The following is a 22,234-nucleotide window of genomic DNA, read 5'->3' as shown; positions in this document are numbered from 1 at the left end:
ACGCTAAAACCGGCCTGGTAGCGTCGTTTTTCCCGAGATCAACGAGGAGGGGGCCAGGGCGCACCGCGGGCGACCACGAACCCGCCCGGTCGCGCCGCCGCCCGGACCGCGAGGGGGCGAACGGACGGCAGGCAGGGCCGGGGAACCGCCCCGCTCGCTCCGTCGCCGCCATCCACCGCGACCACGCACACGCCTCACGGCCGACAACGCTGCGGCACGGGCCGCTGACCTTCGTCGTCGCCGCCATCCTGCTCACGCTCCGTCGGCCTGCCGCCCGGCCAGGACCCGTGAGCGGGGTACCTGCTCAGCCGCCCGACCACACGGACCGCGAGGGGGCGGACGGACGGCAGGCAGGGCCCGGGAACCGCCCCGCTCGCTCCGTCGCCGCCATCCACCGCGACCACGCACACGCCTCACGGCCGACGACGCTGCGGCGCGGGCCGCCGGCCTTTGTCGCCGCCCCACCTCGGTGACCGCGCACACGCCCCGTGGTCGACTGTGGCGGGCGTTCGTCGGCCCTCAGGTCTCGAAGATGCTCACGTCCGAGGCCAGCAGCAGCAGCTCGCCCGGGGCGTCGCCGTCGGCGTAGAGGAGCTGGTGGCGGTCGGCCGGCATCACCGTCTCGGTGAAGCGGACCGCCCGGTCGCCCGCGTAGGTGACCCGTTCCTGCACCAGCAGCACGACGCCGGGACGCAGCCCGAACGCGTCGATCTCGGTCGGGATCGGCATCCGCGCCCCCACCACGTCCCACGACCACTCGCGTTCGTGGCCCAGCTCGGCGAGCACCTGGTCGATGCCCCTGCCGATCCGCTCGGGCGACATCAGCTCGGTGTCGCCCGCGATGCCGTAGGGCATGTGGCTGGTCTGCGACTCCCACAGCACCCCGTCGACGAAACGGTCGCAGCGGCGGACCACGATGCGGTGGTCGTGGGGAGAGGCGGACCGCTCGGCACCGGAGGGGTCGGGCAGGCCCAGACGCCGGGCGACCTTGGGGCGCACCTCCTCGATGACCACCTTGATCTCCTCGACCACCGAGTCGTAGCCCTGCGCCCGCAGGTTCGGCGCGTAGCCGGTGTCGAAGCGCTCGGAGTCCCGGCCGCCGCGCACCTCGGTCGCCAGGTGGACGATCGGGCTGTACTCGCGCACCTCGGCCCCGCGCCCCGGCAGGATGCTGATCCTGCCCTCCTCCTGCAGGGTCCGCAGCGCCGTGCGCACCGTTCCGCGGGACACCCCGAACCGGTCGGCCAGCTCCTCCTCGTGCGGGAGCCGCTCCCCCGGCTGGTAGTCGCCGCTCATCAGGGCCTGGCGGAGGTGCTCGGCCACGATCGTCCTCTTGGGCGCGCTCATCGCTGCCGTCAGTCCCTTCGGTATGCGCTGACGTCGTCGATCTCGTATTGGAACCGGGCGCCGTTCCCGGCGAACACCACCCATTCGAGCACGATCGGGCGGACCTCCGAGTAGCCGGTGCGGTACAGCTCCAGCACCGGCACCCCCTGCCCGATGGCCAGTTCCTCGGCCTCCTCCGGGGTGGGCATCCGTGTCTGCAGCTCGTCCACGTGCCCCGCCTGCGGGTGGCCGAGTCCGGCCAGCACGGCGGCCGCCCCCTCCGGCAGGTCGGCCGGGTGCATCAGCGCGCTGCCCTCGGCGATGTCCATCGGGTAGTAGGAGGTGCGGCGCATCGCGCGGCGGTCGTCCACGTACCCGTAGGTGCGGCGCACCACGACCCGCTCCCCCTCCGGGATGCGGAGCCTGCTGCCGACCTCGGCCGACGCGCTCTCGATGAGCAGCTCGGCCACCCGCGCGCCCGCGCCGAAGGCGGCGAACTCGATGCCCGACCCGGTCTCCTTCGCCGAGCGGTTGGCGTAGTAGGTCACCGGCAGCACGTCGTGCACGAAGTGTCCCCGGCCCGGGTGGCTGACCACGAGCCCCTGGTTGCGCAGCATCCCCAGGGCCAGGCGCACGGTGTTGCGGGAGGCCTCGAAGCGCTCCTCCAGCTCCTTCTCCGAGGCCAGCCGGGCCCCCGGAGCCAGGTCGCCGCCCTGGATCTCCCTGCGGAGGATCCGGGCGATCCTCCGATATCTGCTCTCCTCGCGCATGAACCGTCCCTCGAGGGGTATGCAGCCTGTACCAACAAGTCCAAACCGCTGTCCTGGTCCCACCTCATCCATGGGTGGGACAACCGACGATACTCCGCGGATCGACGACGATCCCGGCACCGACTCCCCCGCCGCACCCCCTGGCGGGTCCGAGACCGGGAAGGAGGGCGCCCCATGGCGGTCCTTCTGTTGGTCGCGGGGCTGGTGGTCACCGGCCTCGCGCTGGGCTTCATGCTCGCCGTCTCCCTGGGCATCCGCAGCCGCGACCGCAAGGGCGGCTACCGGTCCCTGCGCGACGACCCCGACGGGGGCCCACTGTCGGCCTCCGGCCGGCGCGTGGTGGGCCTGGCATTCCGGGACGCACCGAGGACGCCCGCGCACACGCCCTAGTGGTCGTAGATGTTCAGGTCGGTCCCGGCCCGCAGCTGCTCGGGGGTCATCTCCCCCTCGAAGTACATGAGCTGGTGGCGGTCGGCCGGCATCAGCGTCTTGGTGAACCGCACCGGCTCGTCCCCCGAGTAGGCGAGCCGGTCGTGCACGATCAGCGGGATGCCCGGCCCGATCCCGAACAGCGTGGAGTCCTTCAGCGAGGGCATCTTGGCGCCCACCACGTCCCATGAGCGGGTCTGCGGGTAGCCCATCTCCGCCAGCAGGGTCCGGGTGCCGCGCTGGATGTCCTCGGGCGTCATGAGCTCGGACCCCTTGTCCGACCCCTGGGCCAGCCGCCGCGGGTAGTAGGAGAGCTGCCGCTGCCACAGCCGCCCGGCCAGGTAGCGGTCGCACCTGCGGATGACCACGTAGCGGTCCTCCTCGGCGGGGCCGAGCTCCAGCAGGTCGGCCACGGTCGGCCCGGCGGACTCCACGATCACCCGGAGCCGCTGGTTGGGCTCGATCCCCTGCTCGGCGCGCATCCGCCGGACGTAGGCGGCGTACCGCTCGTCGTCGGCCTCGCCCTCGGCGGAGCTGGCCAGGTGGGTGGTGGGCCGGTAGCGGCGCACGGTGCTCCCGCTGCCCTGTTTGATGTCGATCCGGCCGCGGTTGGTGAGCTCCTGCATGGCGCGGCGCACGGTGTTGCGCGAGGTGCCGTAGAGCTCCATCAGGCGGTCCTCGGTGGGGAGCGGCGCTCCGGGGGCGTAACGGCCTTGGTCGATGTCCTCCATGAGGTCCTGGGCGATCTCCAGGTGCCGAGGCTCCATTGTCCGCTCCCGTTCGCAGATTCGTACCAATAATTCTACTCACCGGCCTTGACGCAACGCCGTCGGGAGCCGATGGTGATAATCATAGGAATGAATCTGATGAAGCTGAACAGGAGAACGCCGAAGAAGACGATCTTTCTCCCTCCCGGCCGCATCGGGTGCGTTCCTCCCCCGGAGAGCCTCCGGGGTCGCGCGGGGCCCACGGCCCTGCGCGGTTCGAAAGGAGGATGAAAGATGCCCCTGGTCATCGGGATCCTGCTGCTGGTCCTGGTGGTGTTCTTCAGCACCCTGCTGGGACTGCTGATCGCCGCCTCCATCGGGATCAAGCGCAACGACCGCGGCCGCTACCGCGCGCTGCGCGACGGAAGCGACAACCGCTCCTTCTCCGGCGCCGGCCGCACCGTCTCCGGGCTCTGCTTCCCCGAGAGCCTCGGCGACCGGTCCGACGCGGAGGGCCGGCGCGGCCGGACCGGCGCCCTGATCTGAGGCGGCCGGTCCGCGCACGGAAACGGCCGCGGAGCGTCCCGAATGGACCGCGTGTCCGGCGCACCGCCGGGCACGCTCGCCATTCGGGGCGGTGAACAGGATTCTGAGGACGAAATCGGGCACCGAACCCTGGGGGCGCGAAACCACGCCGACCGATAGCGGTCGGAGACCATCACGGCTGCACAACACCCGCGCGCCCCACTGGCGCCGTGGGCCCACACCGAATATCCCTGACCCGAGAAGGGACGCGGCCGCCCTGACCCGAGCCCGCTCCCCTTCTCTTCACTTTCGCACCATGCGCACCGTCGCATTCACATTGTCCTCGAATCCTCACAGTCCTAGACAAGGAACGCGCCGTGAACGGAAACGGCCTGATGCCCGCGCCCTACACCCCCGCGTGGGTCCTGCTGCCCCGGCCCTACGTCGACGCGGTCGCCGCCGCGCTGGCCGCGGACGGCACCGAGGTGCTCGACCATTGGAACGACCCGATGGACCCCCGCGACGCGACGGTCATCGCGCGCGGCGCCGCCGGCGAGCGGCTGCGGTTCGTCTGGGACGAGGAGAGCGGCTGGCGCTTCGGCACCATGGACGCCGACGGGTGGGTCGCCCTGGAGGACACCCGCTACCTGCGGCTCGGGCTGCTCCCCGACCCCGGAGAGGTGGCCCGCGCCGTGCGCGCGGTCATCGCCGGGACCGAGCCGGGCACCGCCGAGCGCCCGGTCCACCGTTCCTTCCGCGACTACGGGGACGGCCTCGACGAGCGGTTGGCGGCCTACGGCTCCACCGGGGCATAGGCGCGGCCGGGCCCACACGACGAGGCGCGGCCCCTCCCGGCGGACCGGGAGGGGCCGCGCACGCGGTCCTGCGGTCAGTCCAGCGCCGCCAGCAGGTCGGCCACCAGGTCGTCGCCGGACTCGATGCCCACCGACAGCCGCACCAGGTCGGCGGGGACCTCCAGCGGGGACCCGGCCGTGGAGGCGTGCGTCATCCGCGCCGGGTGCTCGACCAGCGACTCCACCCCGCCCAGCGACTCGCCCAGGGTGAACACCTGCGTGCGCTCGCACATCCGCAGCGCCGCCTTCTCCCCGTCGCGCAGCCGGAAGGAGACCATCCCGCCGAAGCCGCGCATCTGCCTGGCCGCCAGCTTGTGCCCGGGGTGCTCGGCCAGGCCCGGGTAGATCACCTCGCTCACGGCCGGGTGGTGGCGCAGCGCGTCGGCGATCCGCTCGGCGTTGGCGCAGTGCCGGTCCATGCGCACGCCCAGCGTCTTGACGCCGCGCAGGGTGAGCCAGGCGTCGAAGGGGCCGGCGACCGCGCCCATGGTGTTCTGGTGGAAGGCCAGCCGCTCCCCCAGCTCGGGGTCGGCGACCACGAGGGCGCCCCCGACCACGTCGGAGTGCCCGCCCAGGTACTTGGTGGTGGAGTGCACGACCACGTCCGCACCCAGGGTCAGCGGCCGCTGCAGGTAGGGCGAGGCGAAGGTGTTGTCCACGACCAGCAGCGCGCCGGCGTCGTGGGCGATCCCGGCCAGCGCCTCGATGTCGGTGATGTTGAGCAGCGGGTTGGTGGGCGTCTCGGTCCAGATCGCCACCGTCTCCGGCCGCACCGCCGCGCGCACCGCGTCCGGGTCGGTCTGCGGCACCGCCTCCCAGGCGACCCCCCAGCGCTCCAGCACCTTGGAGAAGAGCCGAAAGGTGCCGCCGTAGGCGTCGCCGGGGATGATCACGTGGTCGCCCGGCCCGGCGACCGTGCGCAGCAGGGTGTCCTCGGCCGCCATGCCGGAGGCGAACCCCAGCCCCCGCGCGCCGCCCTCGAGCGCGGCCAGGCACTCCTCCAGCGCCTTGCGGGTGGGGTTGGCGGTGCGCGAGTACTCGTAGCCGCCCCGAAGGCCGCCCACGCCGTCCTGGGCGTAGGTGCTGGTCTGGTAGATGGGGACGACGACCGCACCGGTCTCGGTGTCGGCCTCCTGACCGGCGTGGATCGCCAGCGTCTCAAACCCGTCGAACGTCATGGCGCCCACACTAGTCCGCGCGGGTGCCCGGGGCCCCTCGGTCGGGCGGCGGGGCGAGGCCCGGGCAGCCGCGGCGTGCGGGGTGGGAGCCGCCGGCGTCGGGGCGCAGGGGCGGCTCCCACCCGGCGTCCTCGTCGTAGCGGCGCACCACCCTGCCGGGGACCCCGGCGATGACGCTGTGGTCGGCGTACTCCCCGGGGCGCACCACGGTCCCGGCGGCCACCACGCAGTTGCGCCCGAGCCGCACCCCGGGCAGCACCACCGCGTTGGCGCCGATCCAGGTGCCCGACCCGATGCGGACCGGGGCGTCCTGCGGCCACTGCAGCCCCACGGGGGTGTGCGGGTCGCTGTACACGTGGTTCTGGTCGGTGATGTAGACGTAGGGCCCGGTGAAGACGTGGTCGCCGATCTCGACCGAGCAGTGCGCCACGACGTGCGAGCCGCGGCCGATGGTGCAGCCGTCGCCGATCCGCACCAGCGGCTCGGGGCCCAGATCCATCCCGGGCAGCATCCCGGCGGACAGGGTGATGTCGGCGCCGATGAGGGTGTGCGCGCCCAGGGCGATCCAGGGCTCGCCGAAGACCGTGGCGGTGGGGAAGGCGATGGAGGTGCCGGGGCCGTAGGCGGCGAACCGGCGCGCGGCGCGGGTGCCCGCGCGCACGTCGGCGTTGCGGCGGAGCCACCCCCACAGCCCGCGCGCGATCCAGGACGTCAGCCGTGCCACCCGCACCCTCGAATCTACCGACGGGTAATACCGTGGTGAACTGTAATAGGCGCCGGCCCCGCCCGCGTCCGCGGCCCCCGCCCGACGGGGCGGGGGCCGGGCCGCGCGAACGCTACCCCGCCATGTGCGCCAGCAGGTCCTGGCGGGTGAGCACCCCGGCGGGCTTGCCGTCGCGCAGCACCACCAGCGCCCCGGCGCCGCGCAGCAGCTCCACGCACCGGCTGACCGGCTCGCCGCCGCCGACCACCGGCAGCGGCGCGCTCATGTGGTCGCCGACGGTGTCCTGCAGCCGCGCCCGGGAGGCGAACAGGGCGTCCAGCACGTCGCGCTCGGCGATGGAGCCGACCACCTCGGCCGCCATGACCGGCGGCTCCTCCTTCATCACGGGGACCTGGCTGACCCCGTACTCGCGCATGACCTCCACCGCCGTGCCCACCGTCTCGTGCGGGTGGACGTGCACGAACTCCGGCAGCGAGGCGCTCTTGCCCGCGAGCACGTCCCCTGCGGTGGGCTCCTCGGTCTCGGTGGACAGGAAGCCGTAGTCGGCCATCCACTCGTCGTTGAAGATCTTGGCGAGGTAGCCGCGCCCGCCGTCGGGCAGCAGCACCACGATCACGTCGTCGGGGCCGGCGGTGGCGGCCACCCGCAGCGCCGCCTCCACCGCCGTGCCGCAGGAGCCGCCCACCAGCAGCGTCTCCTCCTTGGCCAGGCGGCGCGTCATGAGGAAGGAGTCCTTGTCGCTGACCGCGATGACGTCGTCGCAGATGGAGGGGTCGTAGGTCTCCGGCCAGATGTCCTCGCCGACCCCCTCCACCAGGTAGGGGCGCCCGCTGCCGCCGGAGTAGACCGACCCCTCGGGGTCGGCGCCGATGATCTTCACCCGGCCGTCGGAGACCTCCTTGAGGTAGCGGCCGGTGCCGGTGATCGTGCCGCCGGTGCCGATGCCCGCGACGAAGTGGGTGATCCGCCCCTCGGTCTGCTCCCAGATCTCCGGGCCGGTGGACCGGTAGTGCGACTCGGGGTTGTTCTGGTTGGCGTACTGGTCCGGCTTCCAGGCGCCCGGGATGGACTCGGCCAGGCGGTCGGAGACCGAGTAGTAGGAGTCCGGGTGGTCGGGGGCGACCGTGGTCGGGCACACCACCACCTCGGCGCCGTAGGCCCGCAGGACGGCGAGCTTGTCGTTGCCCACCTTGTCCGGGCACACGAACACGCAGCGGTAGCCGCGCTGGGCGGCGACGATGGCCAGCCCCACCCCGGTGTTGCCCGAGGTCGGCTCCACGATGGTGCCGCCGGGGCCGATCAGCCCGTCCTTCTCGGCCTGCTCGACCATCCGGAGCGCGATGCGGTCCTTCACGGATCCGCCGGGGTTGAAGTACTCGACCTTGGCCAGCACGGTCGGCGCCAGGCCCTCGGTCACCTTGTTCAGCCGCAGCAGCGGGGTGTCTCCGACGAGATCGATCAACGACTGGTGCACCCGCATCGGGGCTCCCCTTCTGAACGCCATTGTCCGGGATACCCGCCCCTGGTGGGGGCGGTCTCCCCTGGTGGCACCGACACTACAAGGGCCGCGCGGTCCCCGCCCGGGTCCGCGGGTGCGTACGGGGCGCGTGCGGGGGGCATCCTCCTATCGGACGACGGGGAGCACCGCGCCGGGGCAGAGGAGGGGGCCATGCTGCGCGCCGCACGGGCCAGGAGGATCGCGACCGCGACCGCGTTCGGCGGCGGCGGGCTCACCCTGCTCGGGGCCGGCACGATGGCGCTGCTGTACCTGCAGGCGCGCCTGGCCCACCGCGCCATCGGGTTCACCTCGTGGACGCCGCCGGAGGTGGAGGGCGTCTACGGCGGCGGCACCGGCCCACCCATCGACTTCGCGGTCCTCGGCGACTCCACCGCCGCCGGGTTCGCCCTGACCGACGGGCCGCTGACGCCCGGCGCACTGCTGGCGGCCGGGATCTCCGAGGCCGCCGAGCGGCCGGTACGGCTGCGCAGCACGGCCAAGGTCGGCGCCACCTCGGCCGACCTGGTGCGCCAGGCCGAGCGGCTGGACGGGCGGGCCCCCGACCTGGCGGTGGTGTTCATCGGCGCCAACGACGTCATCCACCGGGTGCGCCCGGCCGACGCCGTGCACCACCTGCAGAGCGTGGTGCGCGCGCTGCGGGCGCAGGGCACCGAGGTGGTCGTGGCCACCTGCCCCGACCTGGGCAGCGTGCGCCCCATCGGGCAGCCGCTGCGGGCCGTCGCCAGACGCGCCTCGCGCCAGCTCGCCGCCGCGCAGACCATCGCGGTGGTGGAGGAGGGCGGGCGGACCGTGTCGCTGACCGACCTGCTCGCCGACGACTTCGACGCGCGCCCCGAGGAGATGTTCGGCCCCGACCGGTTCCACCCCTCCGCGCGCGGGTACGCGCACGCGGCGACCGCGGTCCTGCCGTCGGCCTGCGCCGCCCTGGGGCTGCTGCCCGAGCTGGAGGCGCCGCTGGACCGGCGCGGCGGCGAGGGCGTCCTGCCGGTGGACCGGGCGGCGGTGGAGGCCGCCGAGGAGCCGGGCATGGAGGTCAGCGGCGTGCGGGTGGCCGGACGCGAGCGCGGTCCGCGCGGGCGCTGGGCCGCCCTGCTGCGGCGCGGCGGCCGGGCCCGGCCCGGGACGGAGGCGCAGGAGGGGATGGAGGCCGGCGCCGGTGCCGGTGCCCCGGCCTCCGGGGGCGCCGGAGCGGCCGGGGAGCCCGGGGGCCCAGAGGGCACCGGAGGCAAAGGCACCGGAGGGACCGGAGGCGCGGAGAGCACCGCGCCCTCGCGCACTTGAGGCACCCCGGCGCCACCGGCCCGGCGGCCGACAGGTTAACTTGCTGGTAATAACGGGATCTACCACGGCAGACCCGAGAACCGTACCGACCATCGGAAGGGCCGCGAGCATGCCTGAAGCCGTCATCGTCGCGACCGCGCGCTCACCCATCGGGCGCGCCTTCAAGGGGTCGCTGAAGGACCTGCGGGCCGACGACCTCACCGCCCAGATCATCACCGCGGCACTGGCCAAGGTGCCGCAGCTCGACCCGCGGGACATCGACGACCTGCTGCTGGGCTGCGGCCTGCCCGGCGGCGAGCAGGGCCACAACCTGGCGCGGGTGATCGCGGTCCAGCTCGGCTGGGACACGGTGCCCGGCGCCACCCTGACCCGGTACTGCTCCTCCAGCCTGCAGACCACCCGGATGGCCTACCACGCCATCAAGGCCGGGGAGGGCGACGTGTTCGTCTCCGCCGGCGTGGAGATGGTCAGCCGGTTCACCAAGGGCAACAGCGACTCCCTGCCCGACACCAAGAACCCGGCGTTCACCGCCGCCGAGGAGCGCACCGCCCGGCGCGCCGAGGGCGGCGCCGACACCTGGCACGACCCGCGCGAGGACGGCGAGCTGCCGGACGTCTACATCGCCATGGGCCAGACCGCCGAGAACGTCGCCCAGACGCGCGGCATCTCCCGGCAGCGCCAGGACGAGTTCGGCGTGCGCTCGCAGAACCTCGCCGAGAAGGCCATCGAGAACGGGTTCTGGTCCCGCGAGATCACCCCGGTCACGCTGCCGGACGGCACCGTGGTCGACTCCGACGACGGCCCCCGGCCCGGCACGTCCTACGAGAAGGTCTCCCAGCTCCAGCCGGTGTTCCGGCCGGACGGCACGGTGACCGCCGGGAACTGCTGCCCGCTCAACGACGGCGCCGCCGCCGTGGTGATCATGAGCGACGCCAAGGCCGCCCAGCTCGGGCTGACCCCGATCGCGCGGATCGTGTCCACCGGGGTGAGCGCGCTGTCCCCCGAGATCATGGGGCTGGGCCCGGTGGAGGCCTCCCGGCAGGCGCTGGGCCGGGCCAACATGACCATCTCCGACATCGACCTGGTCGAGATCAACGAGGCCTTCGCCGCCCAGGTGCTGCCCTCGGCCGACGACCTGGGGATCGACATCGAGAACCGGCTCAACGTGAACGGCGGGGCGATCGCCGTGGGCCACCCCTTCGGCATGACCGGTGCGCGGATCACCGGGACCCTGCTCAACGGGCTGCAGTTCCACGACAAGACCTTCGGGCTGGAGACCATGTGCGTGGGCGGCGGCCAGGGGATGGCGGCCGTCTTCGAGCGGCTGAGCTGACCGCCGGGGCCGCGCTCCGGGCGGATGCGGAGGAATCGGGGCGTCCCGGGCCAGTGGGGCGCCCCGGGCGGCGAAACCGAGGGTAAAACCCTGTCATCGGGGCTTGTCCAAGGCTTCATCCTGTTGCAAGGTCGCAGGTAAGTGCCGCTCAGCATCGGAGGTGCACCCATGGCGGTGACCCACTCGCCGGAGATCCACGCCCAGTTGCTCGCCCGCATCCCGTCCGTCACCGGTCGCGACCTCCACGAGTGGTTCGACGCCCTCGACAGGGGGCCGTCGCTGACCCGCTGCTCCGAGCGCAGCGCCTGGCTCGCCGACGAGTACGAGCTCACCCGCGGCTACGCGCACGCCATCGTGCAGGAGTACATGCGCCGCCACCGGAGCCACCAGCCCATCCCGCGGCAGCGCTCCTGAGGCCGGCTCCCCAGGACGACGGACAACGGGCGACCGGGCGTTCTCCCGGCGCAGGAAAGGCGCCGCACCCCTTCGGGTGCGGCGCCTTTCCCGTGTCCGGTCCGAGGGCCGCTCAGGCGGCGGCCCGGGCCGTTCGGGCCGTTCGGGCCACGCGGGCTACTCGAACAGCGACTTGATGATCCAGATCAGGCGCAGGATCTCGATGTAGAGCCAGACCAGGGTCACCGTCAGGCCGAAGGCGAGCTGCCAGGAGAACTTCTCCGGCATGCCCATGGCGATGGCGTCGTCGACGTTCTTGAACTCGATCGCCAGCACGGCGGCGGCGATCACGATCGCGACGGCGCTGACGATGAGGCCGAGCGGGCTGGCGGCGCGCAGGCCCAGGCCGCCGTCGATGAAGAAGCTCAGCAGGAAGTTGGCCAGGATCAGGACGAAGAACCCGATCGCCGCGGCCGAGACCACCTTCACGAAGGTGTTGGTGACGCGGATGACCTTGAACTTGTAGAGCGCCAGCATCGTCCCGGCGACGAACATCGTGCCGAAGATCGCGGGCACCGCGAGGGAGCCCGTGCTGGAGTTGGACACCCCGGTGGCCACGAGCTGGGCTTCGAGGATGAAGCTGAAGCCGCCGACGAAGAGCCCTTCAAGGGCGGCGTAGGTCAGGATCAGGGCCGGGTTGGTCGAGCCCTTGAAACCGATGACCAGGCCGAGGATCAGTCCGGCGATCGCACCGACGAAGGTCAGGACCATCGCGAGGCCGGGGTTGACCATCCAGCCGATGAAGTAGTTGATGACCGCCGTGACGAGCACCGCGCCGAGCGTGATGCCGGTCTTGACGACGACGTCGTCGATGGTCAGCCGTCCCTGGGCGGGCGCCATGGGCGGCTGGCCGTAGGCGCCGGGCTGGGGATAGCCGTAGGCGTCCTGTCCGTATCCGGGCTGGGGGTATCCGGGCTGTCCATACGGCTGCTGGTAGCCGCCGTATGCCTGCTGGCCGTACCCGCCGCCCTGACCGGACTGCATCGCCCGCTTCAGGACGGGATTGGAGCTCCTCATCCGCATGTTTGCGCAAGCCTTTCCAGGGCCGTGGGTCTACTGCCTACAACCTAACGTGCAACCGCTCGGCCGGGTTCCCGGGCGGTGTCACGGCTCGGACTCGCCTTGACAGACGTCGGACCTCTCCCCCATGCTCGGCGCCATGACGACCGACCCCCGCATCCTCCTGACGATCCGTCGGGGCCGACGCGACCGCGCCATCGGCCGCGGTACCGCCGGGGTGATCCGCCTCCGCGGCCGCCTGGGGTCTCCTCCTTTCCACGTCTGATCCGGCGCGCTCCTCCGCGCCGTCCCGGGTGACGTTCCCGGCCCGCCTTCTCGGCCCCTCCGTTCCGCCGGTCACCCGTCTTCGCCGGACACCTGTCCCCTCGGCCTCGGTCCGCCGCCGATCCCTGTCCGTCCTCCACCGACATCCTCTTCGGCCCCTGTCCGGACTCCTTGTTGATCTCGGGGAAGTCGGGCTTAAGAGGCCCGTCTTAAGCCCGACTTCCCCGAGATCATCGGTGGAGGGACGCGTTCGGCAGAGGGCCGCTCACCCGCCCTGCCACCCCTGAACCCATCACTCGGCGCAGCAGTATGGCCACGCAACGGCCACGCGCCGCTGTGCCGTGTACGCCCGGCCTGTCTGGGCCCCCGATCCCCGGTCCGGACACCCCGTGACCGGTCCACCCGATTGCACTCCCAAGACAGTGCTCCCGAAAGAAGAGAAAGGAACTCCCTGATGACCATCGCCGAGAACCCGACAACGGATCCGGAAACGCGGCTGCGCGACGCGCGCACCGTGGACGAGGCCGTCGTCGAGGGGCCGCGCACGCTGCGCCGCCTCGCCGAGGGCCAGGAGTCCGCGCCGTACCGGCTGTTCGAGGTGCGCCCGCTCGGCCCGGTGATCGGCGCCGAGATCCACGGCGTCGACCTGCGCGAGGAGGTCTCCGAGGAGCTGCGCGCCGAGATCCACCGCGCGCTGCTGGAGTTCAAGGTCGTGTTCTTCCGCGACCAGCCGATCACCTCCGAGCGGCAGCAGCAGATCGCCCGCATGTGGGGCGACCTGGAGACCAACCCGTTCATCGACCAGGGCGACGATGCCGTGGTGGCGCGCTTCGCCAAGGGGAAGATGCCGCCGAGCTACGAGAACGTCTGGCACACCGACGTGACGTGGCGGCGCGAGCCCGCGCTGGGGGCGATCCTCCGCCTGGTCGAGGTGCCGCCGCAGGGCGGTGACACCATGTGGGCCGACATGGCCGCCGCCTACGACAACCTCTCCGAGGACGTGAAGGCCCGCATCGACGGGGCCGTCGCCGAGCACGACGTCATCCCGGGCTTCGCGCGCTTCCTGGACCGGGAGCGGCTGCTGGAGTGGCAGGACCGGTTCCCGCCGGTGCACCACCCCGTCGTGCGCACCCACCCGGAGACCGGGCGCAAGACGCTGTTCGTCAACGTCTCCTTCACCACCCGCATCCTGGGCATGGAGCGCGAGGAGAGCGACGCGCTGCTGCGGCACCTGTTCCAGCAGGCGCACGTGCCCGAGTACCAGGTGCGGTTCCGGTGGGAGAAGAACTCGATCGCGTTCTGGGACAACCGCGCCACGCAGCACTACGCGGTGAACGACTACCACCCGCACCCGCGCGTCGCCGAGCGTGTGGCCATCGTGGGGGACCGCCCGTACTGACGACGCAGTGGTCGCAGTGGACACGGTGGACACAGTGGACGCACTGACGGCGCGATGACACCCTCCGTCGGCCCCGGCCCGCTTCATCCGGCGCCGGGGCCGCCCGGGCCGTGTCTCAGCACGGGGCCGGAGCCCCGTGGCGGGCCGGGGTGCCGGCCAGGGGCGCGGCCCTGCCGACCGATCCGGCGGAGGCGGGCAGCAGCGGCATCCGCACGGCCGGGGTGGGGATGCGGCCCTGGGCGTGCAGAACGCCCTTGATCACCGTCGGGTTCGGCTCGGCGAAGAGGGCGGCCGACAGCCGGGCCAGTTCGGTGCCGAGTCTGCGGGCGGGTCCGGCGTCGCCGCGGCGCCACAGCGCGACCAGTTCGGCGAAGTCGGAGGTCCGGACGTTGGCGGAGGCGGCGATCGCGCCGTGGGCGCCGGCCGCGAGGAGCGGCGACAGGACGACGTCGTCGCCGCCGAGCACGGCGAAGCCCTGCGCGGGGCGGCCGAGCAGGTCGACCGTGGTCGCGTCGATCGCGCCGATGGCGTGCTTGACCGCGATCACCCCGGGCAGGCGGCCGAGCGCCGCGAGCGTGTCGGCGCCGAGGGTCTGCCCGGTGCGGTAGGGGACGTCGTACACGACGAGCGGGTGGCCGCCCTGCTCGGCCAGCGCGGTGAAGTGGGCCAGCGTGGCCGCCTCACCGGGACGGATGTAGGGCGGGGCGGGGACGAGCGCCGCGGCGGCGTCGCCGGTGCCGGCGAGCTCGCGCAACGCGGCGATGGCGGAGGCGGTGTCACCGGTGCCGACCCCGACGATGAGCGGGGCGCCGTGCTCACGGCAGGCGGCGGCGCAGACACCGACCACGGTGCGCTTCTCCTCCGGGGTCAGCGCGGCCGCCTCGGCGGTGGTGCCGAGCGCGACGAGGCCGGAGGCCCCGGCCGCCAGTGCGTCGTCGGCGAGGCGGGCCAGCGCGCCCCGGTCCAGGCGCAGGTCGTCGGTGAAGGGGGTGATCAGCGGGACGTACAGGCCGGTGAGGATCGGTTCGGAGTCCATGCCCCCAGCCTCGCCGAGGCCGACCCGGTAGGTCCATTTCCGATTTCTGGCGAAACACCTAAGCTGTTCTTATGCTCGACGTCCGCCGCCTCCACCTGCTCCGCGAACTGGACCGGCGGGGCACCATCGCGGCCGTGGCCGAGGCCCTGACCTTCACCGCGTCCGCCGTCTCCCAGCAGTTGAGCGCCCTGGAACGGGAGGCGGGGGTACCGCTGCTGGAGCGCAGCGGCAGGCGGGTGGTGCTCACCCCGGCGGGGCGGACCCTCGTCGCGCACGCCGACGCCGTACTGGAGCGGCTCGAACTGGCGGTCGCCGAGCTCGCCGGGGCGCGGGAGGGCATCGGCGGCCCGCTGAGGGTGGGCACGTTCCCCTCGGGAGGCCACACGATCCTTCCGGCCGCACTGGCCGAGCTGGCCCGGCGCCACCCGGCGCTGGAGCCGATGGCGCAGGAGATCGACTCGGCGCGCGTCTCCGACGGCCTGCGGGCGGGCGACCTCGACGCGGCGCTGGTGCACGACTACGACTTCGTCCCGGCGTCGCCGGACACGACGGTGGACGAGGTGTCCCTGCTGGAAGAGCCGATGTACCTGGCCACCGGCGCCGAATCCGGTACCGCCCGTGCCACCGCCGGCAGCGAAGCCTCACCGGAGGCCCCGGACCACCCCGCCACGCTCGCCGAACTGCTCGGCCCCTACGCCGACGCGCCGTGGATCACCGCGCGGGACGGGACGACCGGCCACGCGATGGTCGTGCGCGCCTGCCAGGCGGCCGGGTTCCAGCCGAGGATCCGCCACCAGGTCAACGACTTCCGCACGGTGCTGTCCCTCGCCGCCATCGGGCAGGGTGTCGGGTTCGTGCCGGAGATCGCCACCACGCCCACCCCCGAGGGGGCGGTGCTGACCCGGCTCCCGGTCTTCCGCCGGTCGAAGGTCGCCTTCCGGGCAGGAGGCGGTGAGCACCCGGCGGTCGCCGCCTTCGTGGCGGCGGCCAGGGCCGCCGTGAACGGCAGACCCGGCACCGACGAGTAGGCCCAGGCGTCCCGCCCCAAGCGGCCCCGGCGTGCTGTTTGAGGGCCTTCGCACGACGACGGCCCCGGGCTGCCTGGGCAGGCCTCGGGGCCGGTCGGTGCTAGGGGGCGTCTCCCCTTCCACGGCCTGCGGGATCGGCCGCGGGCCGGGGCGGGGGGACTCCCGCGGGGTCAGCCGCGGGTGATCAGGGAGCGGGCGAAGAACATCATGTTCGCCGGGCGTTCGGCCAGGCGGCGCATGAAGTAGCCGTACCACTCGTCGCCGTAGGGCACGTACACGCGCATGCGCTTGCCCTCGGCGGCCAGGCGGACCTGCTCGTTGTCGCGGATGCCGTAGAGCATCTGGTGCTCGTAGTCGTCATCGGAGCGGCCCGCGGTGGCGGCGAGCCTCTGGGCGATCGCCACCATGCGCGGGTCGTGCGAGGCCACCATCGGGTAGCCCTCCCCCGCCATCAGGATCTTCAGGCAGCGCACGTACGCCTTGTCGACCTCGGCCTTGTCCTTGTAGGCGACCGAGGCGGGCTCGTCGTAGGCGCCCTTGCAGATCCGCACCCGCGAGCCCGCGCCGCTCAGGTCGCGGCAGTCGGCCTCGGTGCGGTGCAGGTACGCCTGCAGCACCGCGCCCACCCAGGGGAAGTCCACCCGCAGGTCGCGCAGGATGGACAGGGTGGAGTCCACGGTGGTGTGGTCCTCCATGTCCAGGGTCATCGTGGTGCCCGCGGCCTCGGCCGCGCGGCAGATGTCCCGCGCGTTGTCCAGGGCGATCTTCTCGCCGTCGGCCGGAAGGAACTGGCCGACCGCCGAGAGTTTCACCGACACCTCGGCCCGCCCGGCCAGGCCCTGCTCGGCCAGGGCCGCCAGCAGCCGGGTGTAGGCGTCGACGGTGGCCTGCGCCTGCGCCGCGTCGGTGGTGTCCTCGCCCAGGTGGTCGAGGGTGACGTAGCGGTCCCTGGTGAGCTCGGCGACCTTGGGGAGCGCCTGCTCCTGGGTGGACCCGGCGACGAACCGGTCCACCAGCCCCCGGGTCACGGGGGTTCGCTCGACGAGCCGTCGGCACGCGGTGGAGCGTGCCGCCGCCAGCAGTGGCGTACGAAGCATGGATGACCTCGCGTTTCCTCCGAGGGCCGCCCGGGCCGGACCCCGCGTGGAGGTCCGGACCGGGCGGCGCCGCGGGACCGATGTTGACCGCCCCGGGCACCGCCGCCCGGGGCCGGGGGGTGATCCCGGGCCGATCAGCCCTGGTGCGGGTGGGCGGAGGTCTTCGGCGGAACGAAGGTCTCCTTGATGGAGCGCGGGCTGGCCCAGCGGGCCAGGTTCTGCGCGGAGCCGGCCTTGTCGTTGGTCCCGGAGGCGCGGGCGCCGCCGAAGGGCTGCTGGCCCACGACCGAGCCGGTCGGCTTGTCGTTGATGTAGAAGTTGCCGGCGGTGAAGCGCAGGGCGTGCTGGGCCTTCTGCACGGCGGCGCGGTCGTCGGCGATCACGGCGCCGGTCAGGGCGTAGTCCGAGCCCTGGTCCACGACCTCCAGGATACGGTCGTAGTCGCCGTCCTCGTAGACGTGCACGGCCACGACCGGGCCGAAGTACTCGGTGCGGAAGACGTCGTTGGAGGGGTCGGTGCCCTCGATGACGGTCGGGCGCACGAAGTAGCCCTCGGAGTCGTCGGCGGTGCCTCCGGCCAGCACGGTCAGGGTGGGGTCGCCCTTGACCCGCTCCAGCACCGCGGACAGGCGGTCGAAGGAGCGGCGGTCGATGACCGCGCCCATGAAGTTGCGCAGGTCGGTGACGTCGCCCATGGTCAGGGCCTCGGTCTCGGCGATCAGGTCGTCGCGCATGCGCTCCCAGACCGAGCGGGCGACGAAGGCGCGCGAGGCGGCCGAGCACTTCTGGCCCTGGAACTCGAAGGCGCCGCGGACGATGGCGGTGCGGACGGTGTCCGGGTTCGCCGAGGAGTGGGCGACGATGAAGTCCTTGCCGCCGGTCTCGCCGACGATGCGCGGGTAGGAGCGGTAGTTGGCGATGTTCTCGCCGACCGACTTCCACAGGTGCTGGAAGGTGCGGGTGGAGCCGGTGAAGTGGATGCCGGCCAGCTCCGGGTCGGCCAGCGCGACGTCGGAGACGGCCAGGCCGTCGCCGGTGACCATGTTGATGACGCCGGGGGGCATGCCCGCCTCCTCCAGCAGCCGCATCGTCAGGTCGGCGGCGAACTGCTGGGTGGGCGAGGGCTTCCACACGACGGTGTTGCCCATCAGCGCGGGGGCCGTGGGCAGGTTGCCCGCGATGGCGGTGAAGTTGAACGGGGTGATGGCGTAGACGAAGCCCTCCAGCGGCCGCTGCTCCAGGCGGTTCCACTGCCCGGCCGGGCTGTAGGGCTGCTGCTCCATGAGCTGGCGGGCGTAGGCGACGTTGAACCGCCAGAAGTCGATCAGCTCGCAGGCGGCGTCGATCTCGGCCTGGATCGCGGTCTTGGACTGGCCGAGCATGGTGGCGGCGTTGAGCGTCTGGCGCCAGGGGCCGGCGAGCAGGTCGGCGGCGCGGAGGATGACCGCGGCGCGCTCGTCGAAGGGCAGGTCCCGCCACTGCTGCGCGGCGCCCTTGGCGGCGGCGACAGCGGCGCGGGCGTCGTCGTGGGTCGCGTTGCCCATGGTGCCCAGCACGGCGGAGTGGCGGTGCGGCTGGACCGCGTCGATGCGCGACCCGCCGCCCATGCGGCGCTCGCCGTCGATGGTCATCGGCAGCTCGACCGGCTCTTTGCCGAGCTCGGCCAGTCTCGTCTCCAGCTCGGCCCGCTCGGGGCTGCCGGGTGCGTAGGTCAGCACGGGCTCGTTCGCCGGCACGGGGACGTTCGTCACCGCGTCCATGGGCACCTCCGTCGGGACAGCGTCGTCAACTCCATCGAACCGGTCAAACGTAAGCGAACCCGACAGGGTGCGGCGTTGTGGACACGGCCACTTTTTGTCGAGGACACTTGGTCGATACGACAAACTGATAGGGCCATGGACTTCAGCGACCACGGAACACCACAGCAGCAACATACGCCACCAGACCCAGACAAAGCCGGAGAAAACCCTGGTGTCCCCCTCCGCCAACTCCTGTTGGCGGTCGGCGACCCGCTGGTCGACGTGCTCGCCGCCCCCGCCGGGCTGGATGTGCAAGTGGACAACGTCGTCATCGCCGACCCCGAGGACGAGGTGGACGCGTTCGCCGGCGACCTCGTCCTGCTCATCGGCGCCCGCGGCGCGGCGGCCCGCCAGCTCGTGCGCGCCGCCGCCGAGCGCGGCGCCGCCGCCGTCGCCGTCAAGGTGAACGCCGCCGCCCGGGCCCAGGCCGAGGAGCCCAGCTACCCGCCCCCGCAGGGCTGGGGGGCACCGGCCCCGGCCCGCCCCTCCGCCGACGAGGTCGGCCTGCTGCGCGGCGCCGCCCGCGACGCCGGGGTGGCGCTGCTGGCGGTCCGCCCGGACGTGCGCTGGGACCAGCTCCAGGCGCTGTGCCGCAGCGTGGTCGACGACGCCCGGCTCACCGGCGAGACCGACCTGGGCGAGTCGGCCGGGGACCTGTTCTCGCTGGCCCAGACCATCGCCTCGCTCACCGGCGGCCTGGTGGCGATCGAGGACGCCGCCAGCCGGGTGCTGGCCTACTCCAGCGGCGAGGAGGTCGACGAGCTGCGGCGGTTGTCGGTGCTCGGCCGCCAGGGCCCCGAGCAGTACCTGGCGCTGCTGCGCGAGTGGGGGGTGTTCTCCCGGCTGCGCGCCGGGCACGAGGTGGTGCACATCGCCGAGCACCCCGAGCTGGGCATCCGGCCGCGCATGGCGGTGGGCGTGCACGCCGGGGACCAGCCGCTGGGCACCATCTGGGTGCAGAAGGGCTCGGGGCCCTTCGCCGAGGGCGCCGAGGAGGCGCTGCTCGGGGCCGCCCGCATCACCGCCCTGCACATGCTGCGCCACCGCACCGAGGTGACGGCCGGGCTGCGGCTGCGCGAGGACCTGCTGGCCGGGCTGCTGGAGGGCCGGATCGAGGCCGCCGCGCTGGCCGACTCGGTGGAGGTCTCACCGGAGCGGCCCGCACTGGTGGCGGCGTTCTCGCTGGGCGCCGGGCGCGGCCCGAAGTCCGAGCGCAACCGCTCGGGCCTGGAGCTGCAGCGCCGCCGGATGGCCGACCTGATCGCGGTGCACACCGCCGCCTACCGCAAGAACGCCCTGGTGACCGTGCTCGGCGGGCGGATCTACGTGCTGGTGCCCGACCTGCGCACCCCGGCGGCGGCCGCCGAGGCATCGGTGCTGGCGCTGGCCCGCAAGACGGTGGAGGCGGCGCGCGGGCTGATCGGGTCGGGGGTGCAGGCGGCGGTGGGCTCCCCGGTGGAGTCGCCCGACGACATCTCCCAGTCCCGGCAGGAGGCCGACCGCGTGCTCGACGCCATGGGGCGCGACCTGGACGCCGACGTGGCCACGATCGGGGACGTGCGGGCGCGGGTGCTGGTCGGCGAGACCCTGGCGCACCTGCGCGCCAACCCGGGCCTGCGCGACCCGCGCGTGGAGGCGCTGCTGCGGCACGACGCGCAGAGCGACTCGGACCTGGTCCGCTCGCTGCTGGCCTACCTGGAGGCCTTCGGCGACGTGCGGGCCGCCGCCGAGCACCTGCACATCCACCCGAACACGCTGCGCTACCGGGTGCGCCGGGCCGAGGCGGTCAGCGGCATCGACCTGGCCGAACCGGACCAGCGCCTCTTCACCCACCTGCAGCTCCTGATGGAGCGCGACCGGTGAGCCGGCGGGGAGGCGAGTGCCCCCGGTCGGACTCGAACCGACACTTGTGACCCTTTTAGGGGGCCTGCCTCTTCCATTGGGCTACGAGGGCGCGACCATCATACAAGTGGAGGCCGATTCCGCAGGATTCCCGCCGCTTCCGTACCCGGACGGCCGAAAACGGCCCGCGCCCCCGCCGCTGGGCGGGGGCGCGGGCCGTGGCCGTGTCGGCGCGCCCCGGGTCCGGTGTCAGCTGACCCGGCGCAGCAGGCGGCCGTTCTCGACCGGCTGCGGCTGGGCGGCCTCCTCGAAGGCCTGGCGCGGCTCGCCCATCTCGGGCAGGGCCGCGTAGTCACGCCGCAGGAACAGGCCGAGCGTCCAGTCGGCCAGCACCCGCATCTTGCGGTTGAAGGTGGGCACCGCGAACAGGTGGTAGGCGCGGTGCGCGTACCAGGCCATCCGCCCGTTCAGCTTGACCTTGCCGAACAGCTGGGCCGCACCCTTGTGCAGGCCGAGCCCGGCCACCGCGCCCAGGTTGTCGTGCCGGTAGGCGGTCATCCTCTTGCCGCGCACCGCCGCGATGACGTTGTCGGCCAGCACCGGGGCCTGGCGGACCGCGTTCTGGGCGTTCGGCGGGTAGAAGCCGCCCTTGCCGTCGGGCACCTGGGCGTTGTCGCCGCCCGCGAAGGCGTTCTCCACGCCGTTGACGGTCAGGTACTCGCTGGTGTCGATGTGCCCCTTGGGGCCCAGCGGCAGGTCGCTGGCCGAGACCACCGGGTTGGGCTTGACGCCGGCGGTCCACACCAGCGTCCCGGCCTCGAACTCGGCGCCGTCGCTGAGCTTGATGACCTGGTTCTCGGCCGACTCCAGGAAGGTCTGCAGCCGCACGTCCACGCCGCGGCGCTTGAGCTGGTTGAGCGCCTTGGTGCCGACCTCGGGCCCGACCTCGGGCAGGATCTTGTCGGCCGCCTCGATGAGGTAGAACCGCAGGTCGTCGACGCTGATCGAGGGGTAGATCCGGGTGGCGTCGCGGGCCAGGTCCTCCAGCTCGGCGATGGCCTCGGCCCCGGCGAACCCGCCGCCGACGAACACGAAGTTGAGCGCCTTGCGGCGGACCGCCTCGTCCTCGGTGGAGTCGGCGATGTTGAGCTGCTCCAGCACGTGGTTGCGCAGGTAGGCCGCCTCTTCGACGGTCTTGATGCCGATGCCCCACTCGGCCAGGCCGGGGATGGGCAGGGTGCGCGAGACCGCGCCGGCCGCCATGACGAGGTGGTCGTAGGAGATCTCGCGGGGCTCGCCGACCTCGGGCTCGAAGCCGACCGTGCGGTGGGCGTGGTCGATGCTGACCACGTGGCCGGTGAGCACCTTCGTGCGCTTGAAGACCTTGCGCAGCGGCACCACCACGTTGCGCGGGTTGATGCTGCCCGCGGCGGCTTCGGGGAGGAAGGGCTGGTAGGTCATGTAGGAGTTGGGGTCGACCACCGTGATGCGCGCCTCGCCGGCGCCGAGCTTCTTCTCCAGCCGCAGCGCGGTGTACATGCCCAGGTAACCGCCGCCGACGATGAGGATGTGCGGGATCTCCGCCTCATCGCCGCCGCCGTGGACCAGCCGGTAGTTCCTGCTCTCGGTCATCGCATATCCGCCCTAAAG

Annotated in this window: 20 protein-coding genes and 1 tRNA gene; 9 read left to right on the top strand and 12 right to left on the bottom strand. The window is 72.9% G+C overall.

The window, feature by feature from the left end:
• Positions 1-519 precede the first annotated feature (519 nt).
• Positions 520-1,347 carry a GntR family transcriptional regulator gene (locus O4J56_RS11600; protein WP_270685731.1) on the bottom strand — a complete coding sequence of 276 codons (828 nt, stop codon included), beginning with the start codon at positions 1,345-1,347 and terminating at the stop codon, positions 520-522.
• An 8-nt stretch (positions 1,348-1,355) separates the two neighbouring features.
• Positions 1,356-2,096, bottom strand: a complete 741-nt coding sequence (locus O4J56_RS11595; RefSeq protein WP_270685730.1) for a GntR family transcriptional regulator — start codon at positions 2,094-2,096, stop codon at positions 1,356-1,358.
• 174 nt (positions 2,097-2,270) lie between these two features.
• Here O4J56_RS11595 and O4J56_RS11590 point away from each other — a divergent pair, with 174 nt between their 5' ends.
• A complete protein-coding gene (locus tag O4J56_RS11590; protein WP_270685729.1) occupies positions 2,271-2,486 on the top strand; it encodes a hypothetical protein in 216 nt (71 codons plus the stop codon).
• On the opposite strand, the gene O4J56_RS11585 is transcribed toward O4J56_RS11590, so the two are convergent.
• Entirely contained in the window at positions 2,483-3,292 is an 810-nt protein-coding gene (locus tag O4J56_RS11585) for a GntR family transcriptional regulator (protein ID WP_270685728.1), read from the bottom strand. The genes O4J56_RS11590 and O4J56_RS11585 overlap by 4 nt on opposite strands.
• 234 nt (positions 3,293-3,526) lie before the next feature.
• Here O4J56_RS11585 and O4J56_RS11580 point away from each other — a divergent pair, with 234 nt between their 5' ends.
• Positions 3,527-3,778 (top strand): hypothetical protein, encoded by a 252-nt coding sequence (locus O4J56_RS11580; protein ID WP_270685727.1) that lies wholly within the window; start codon positions 3,527-3,529, stop codon positions 3,776-3,778.
• 356 nt (positions 3,779-4,134) lie between these two features.
• The gene (locus O4J56_RS11575) at positions 4,135-4,572 is read left to right on the top strand and encodes a DUF6292 family protein (RefSeq protein ID WP_270685726.1); all 438 of its coding nucleotides are present in this window, start codon (positions 4,135-4,137) and stop codon (positions 4,570-4,572) included.
• 74 nt (positions 4,573-4,646) lie between these two features.
• On the opposite strand, the gene O4J56_RS11570 is transcribed toward O4J56_RS11575, so the two are convergent.
• The 3 genes from O4J56_RS11570 to O4J56_RS11560 all read right to left on the bottom strand — a co-directional run bounded on the left by O4J56_RS11570 (position 4,647) and on the right by O4J56_RS11560 (position 7,993).
• Positions 4,647-5,789, bottom strand: a complete 1,143-nt coding sequence (locus O4J56_RS11570) for a cystathionine gamma-synthase (protein ID WP_270685725.1) — start codon at positions 5,787-5,789, stop codon at positions 4,647-4,649.
• 10 nt (positions 5,790-5,799) lie between these two features.
• Entirely contained in the window at positions 5,800-6,513 is a 714-nt protein-coding gene (locus O4J56_RS11565) for an acyltransferase (RefSeq protein ID WP_270685724.1), read from the bottom strand.
• Between the two features lie 112 nt (positions 6,514-6,625).
• Positions 6,626-7,993, bottom strand: a complete 1,368-nt coding sequence (locus tag O4J56_RS11560) for a cystathionine beta-synthase (RefSeq protein WP_270685723.1) — start codon at positions 7,991-7,993, stop codon at positions 6,626-6,628.
• 189 nt (positions 7,994-8,182) lie between these two features.
• Here O4J56_RS11560 and O4J56_RS11555 point away from each other — a divergent pair, with 189 nt between their 5' ends.
• The 3 genes from O4J56_RS11555 (at position 8,183) to O4J56_RS11545 (ending at position 11,060) form a co-directional block, all read left to right on the top strand.
• Positions 8,183-9,313, top strand: a complete 1,131-nt coding sequence (locus O4J56_RS11555; RefSeq protein ID WP_270685722.1) for an SGNH/GDSL hydrolase family protein — start codon at positions 8,183-8,185, stop codon at positions 9,311-9,313.
• 109 nt (positions 9,314-9,422) lie between these two features.
• Positions 9,423-10,646, top strand: a complete 1,224-nt coding sequence (locus tag O4J56_RS11550) for an acetyl-CoA C-acetyltransferase (protein ID WP_270685721.1) — start codon at positions 9,423-9,425, stop codon at positions 10,644-10,646.
• A 168-nt stretch (positions 10,647-10,814) separates the two neighbouring features.
• Positions 10,815-11,060: a DUF4287 domain-containing protein gene (locus O4J56_RS11545; protein ID WP_270685720.1), complete on the top strand. Its 246-nt coding sequence runs from the start codon at positions 10,815-10,817 to the stop codon at positions 11,058-11,060.
• A 156-nt stretch (positions 11,061-11,216) separates the two neighbouring features.
• On the opposite strand, the gene O4J56_RS11540 is transcribed toward O4J56_RS11545, so the two are convergent.
• Positions 11,217-12,122: a Bax inhibitor-1/YccA family protein gene (locus tag O4J56_RS11540; RefSeq protein WP_270685719.1), complete on the bottom strand. Its 906-nt coding sequence runs from the start codon at positions 12,120-12,122 to the stop codon at positions 11,217-11,219.
• Between the two features lie 715 nt (positions 12,123-12,837).
• On the opposite strand from O4J56_RS11540, the gene O4J56_RS11535 reads away from it, so the two are divergent.
• Entirely contained in the window at positions 12,838-13,782 is a 945-nt protein-coding gene (locus tag O4J56_RS11535) for a TauD/TfdA dioxygenase family protein (RefSeq protein WP_270685718.1), read from the top strand.
• A 115-nt stretch (positions 13,783-13,897) separates the two neighbouring features.
• On the opposite strand, the gene O4J56_RS11530 is transcribed toward O4J56_RS11535, so the two are convergent.
• On the bottom strand, positions 13,898-14,818 hold the full coding sequence (locus O4J56_RS11530; RefSeq protein WP_270685717.1) for a dihydrodipicolinate synthase family protein: 921 nt from the start codon (positions 14,816-14,818) through the stop codon (positions 13,898-13,900).
• A 71-nt stretch (positions 14,819-14,889) separates the two neighbouring features.
• Here O4J56_RS11530 and O4J56_RS11525 point away from each other — a divergent pair, with 71 nt between their 5' ends.
• Positions 14,890-15,846, top strand: coding sequence for a LysR family transcriptional regulator (locus O4J56_RS11525; protein ID WP_270685716.1), 957 nt, complete (start codon positions 14,890-14,892; stop codon positions 15,844-15,846).
• Between the two features lie 170 nt (positions 15,847-16,016).
• Here O4J56_RS11525 and O4J56_RS11520 read toward each other — a convergent pair whose 3' ends face one another.
• Positions 16,017-16,943 (bottom strand): proline dehydrogenase family protein, encoded by a 927-nt coding sequence (locus O4J56_RS11520; RefSeq protein ID WP_270685715.1) that lies wholly within the window; start codon positions 16,941-16,943, stop codon positions 16,017-16,019.
• Positions 16,944-17,077: 134 nt separating this feature from the next.
• Positions 17,078-18,703: an L-glutamate gamma-semialdehyde dehydrogenase gene (pruA, locus tag O4J56_RS11515; RefSeq protein WP_270685714.1), complete on the bottom strand. Its 1,626-nt coding sequence runs from the start codon at positions 18,701-18,703 to the stop codon at positions 17,078-17,080.
• Positions 18,704-18,838: 135 nt separating this feature from the next.
• On the opposite strand from pruA, the gene O4J56_RS11510 reads away from it, so the two are divergent.
• A complete protein-coding gene (locus O4J56_RS11510; protein WP_408639107.1) occupies positions 18,839-20,605 on the top strand; it encodes a PucR family transcriptional regulator in 1,767 nt (588 codons plus the stop codon).
• A 17-nt stretch (positions 20,606-20,622) separates the two neighbouring features.
• Here the strand turns inward: O4J56_RS11510 and O4J56_RS11505 are convergent.
• Together O4J56_RS11505 and O4J56_RS11500 are read right to left on the bottom strand one after the other, a co-directional pair.
• Positions 20,623-20,696, bottom strand: a tRNA-Leu gene (locus O4J56_RS11505).
• A 137-nt stretch (positions 20,697-20,833) separates the two neighbouring features.
• Positions 20,834-22,216 carry an NAD(P)/FAD-dependent oxidoreductase gene (locus O4J56_RS11500; protein ID WP_270685712.1) on the bottom strand — a complete coding sequence of 461 codons (1,383 nt, stop codon included), beginning with the start codon at positions 22,214-22,216 and terminating at the stop codon, positions 20,834-20,836.
• Positions 22,217-22,234 lie beyond the last annotated feature (18 nt).

The sequence above is a fragment of the Nocardiopsis endophytica genome, assembly GCF_027706725.1.
In the GTDB taxonomy this organism is placed as follows: domain Bacteria; phylum Actinomycetota; class Actinomycetes; order Streptosporangiales; family Streptosporangiaceae; genus Nocardiopsis_A; species Nocardiopsis_A endophytica.
The sequence above is the reverse complement of the archived record's forward strand: the minus strand, read 5'-3'. Positions and strand labels throughout refer to the sequence as shown.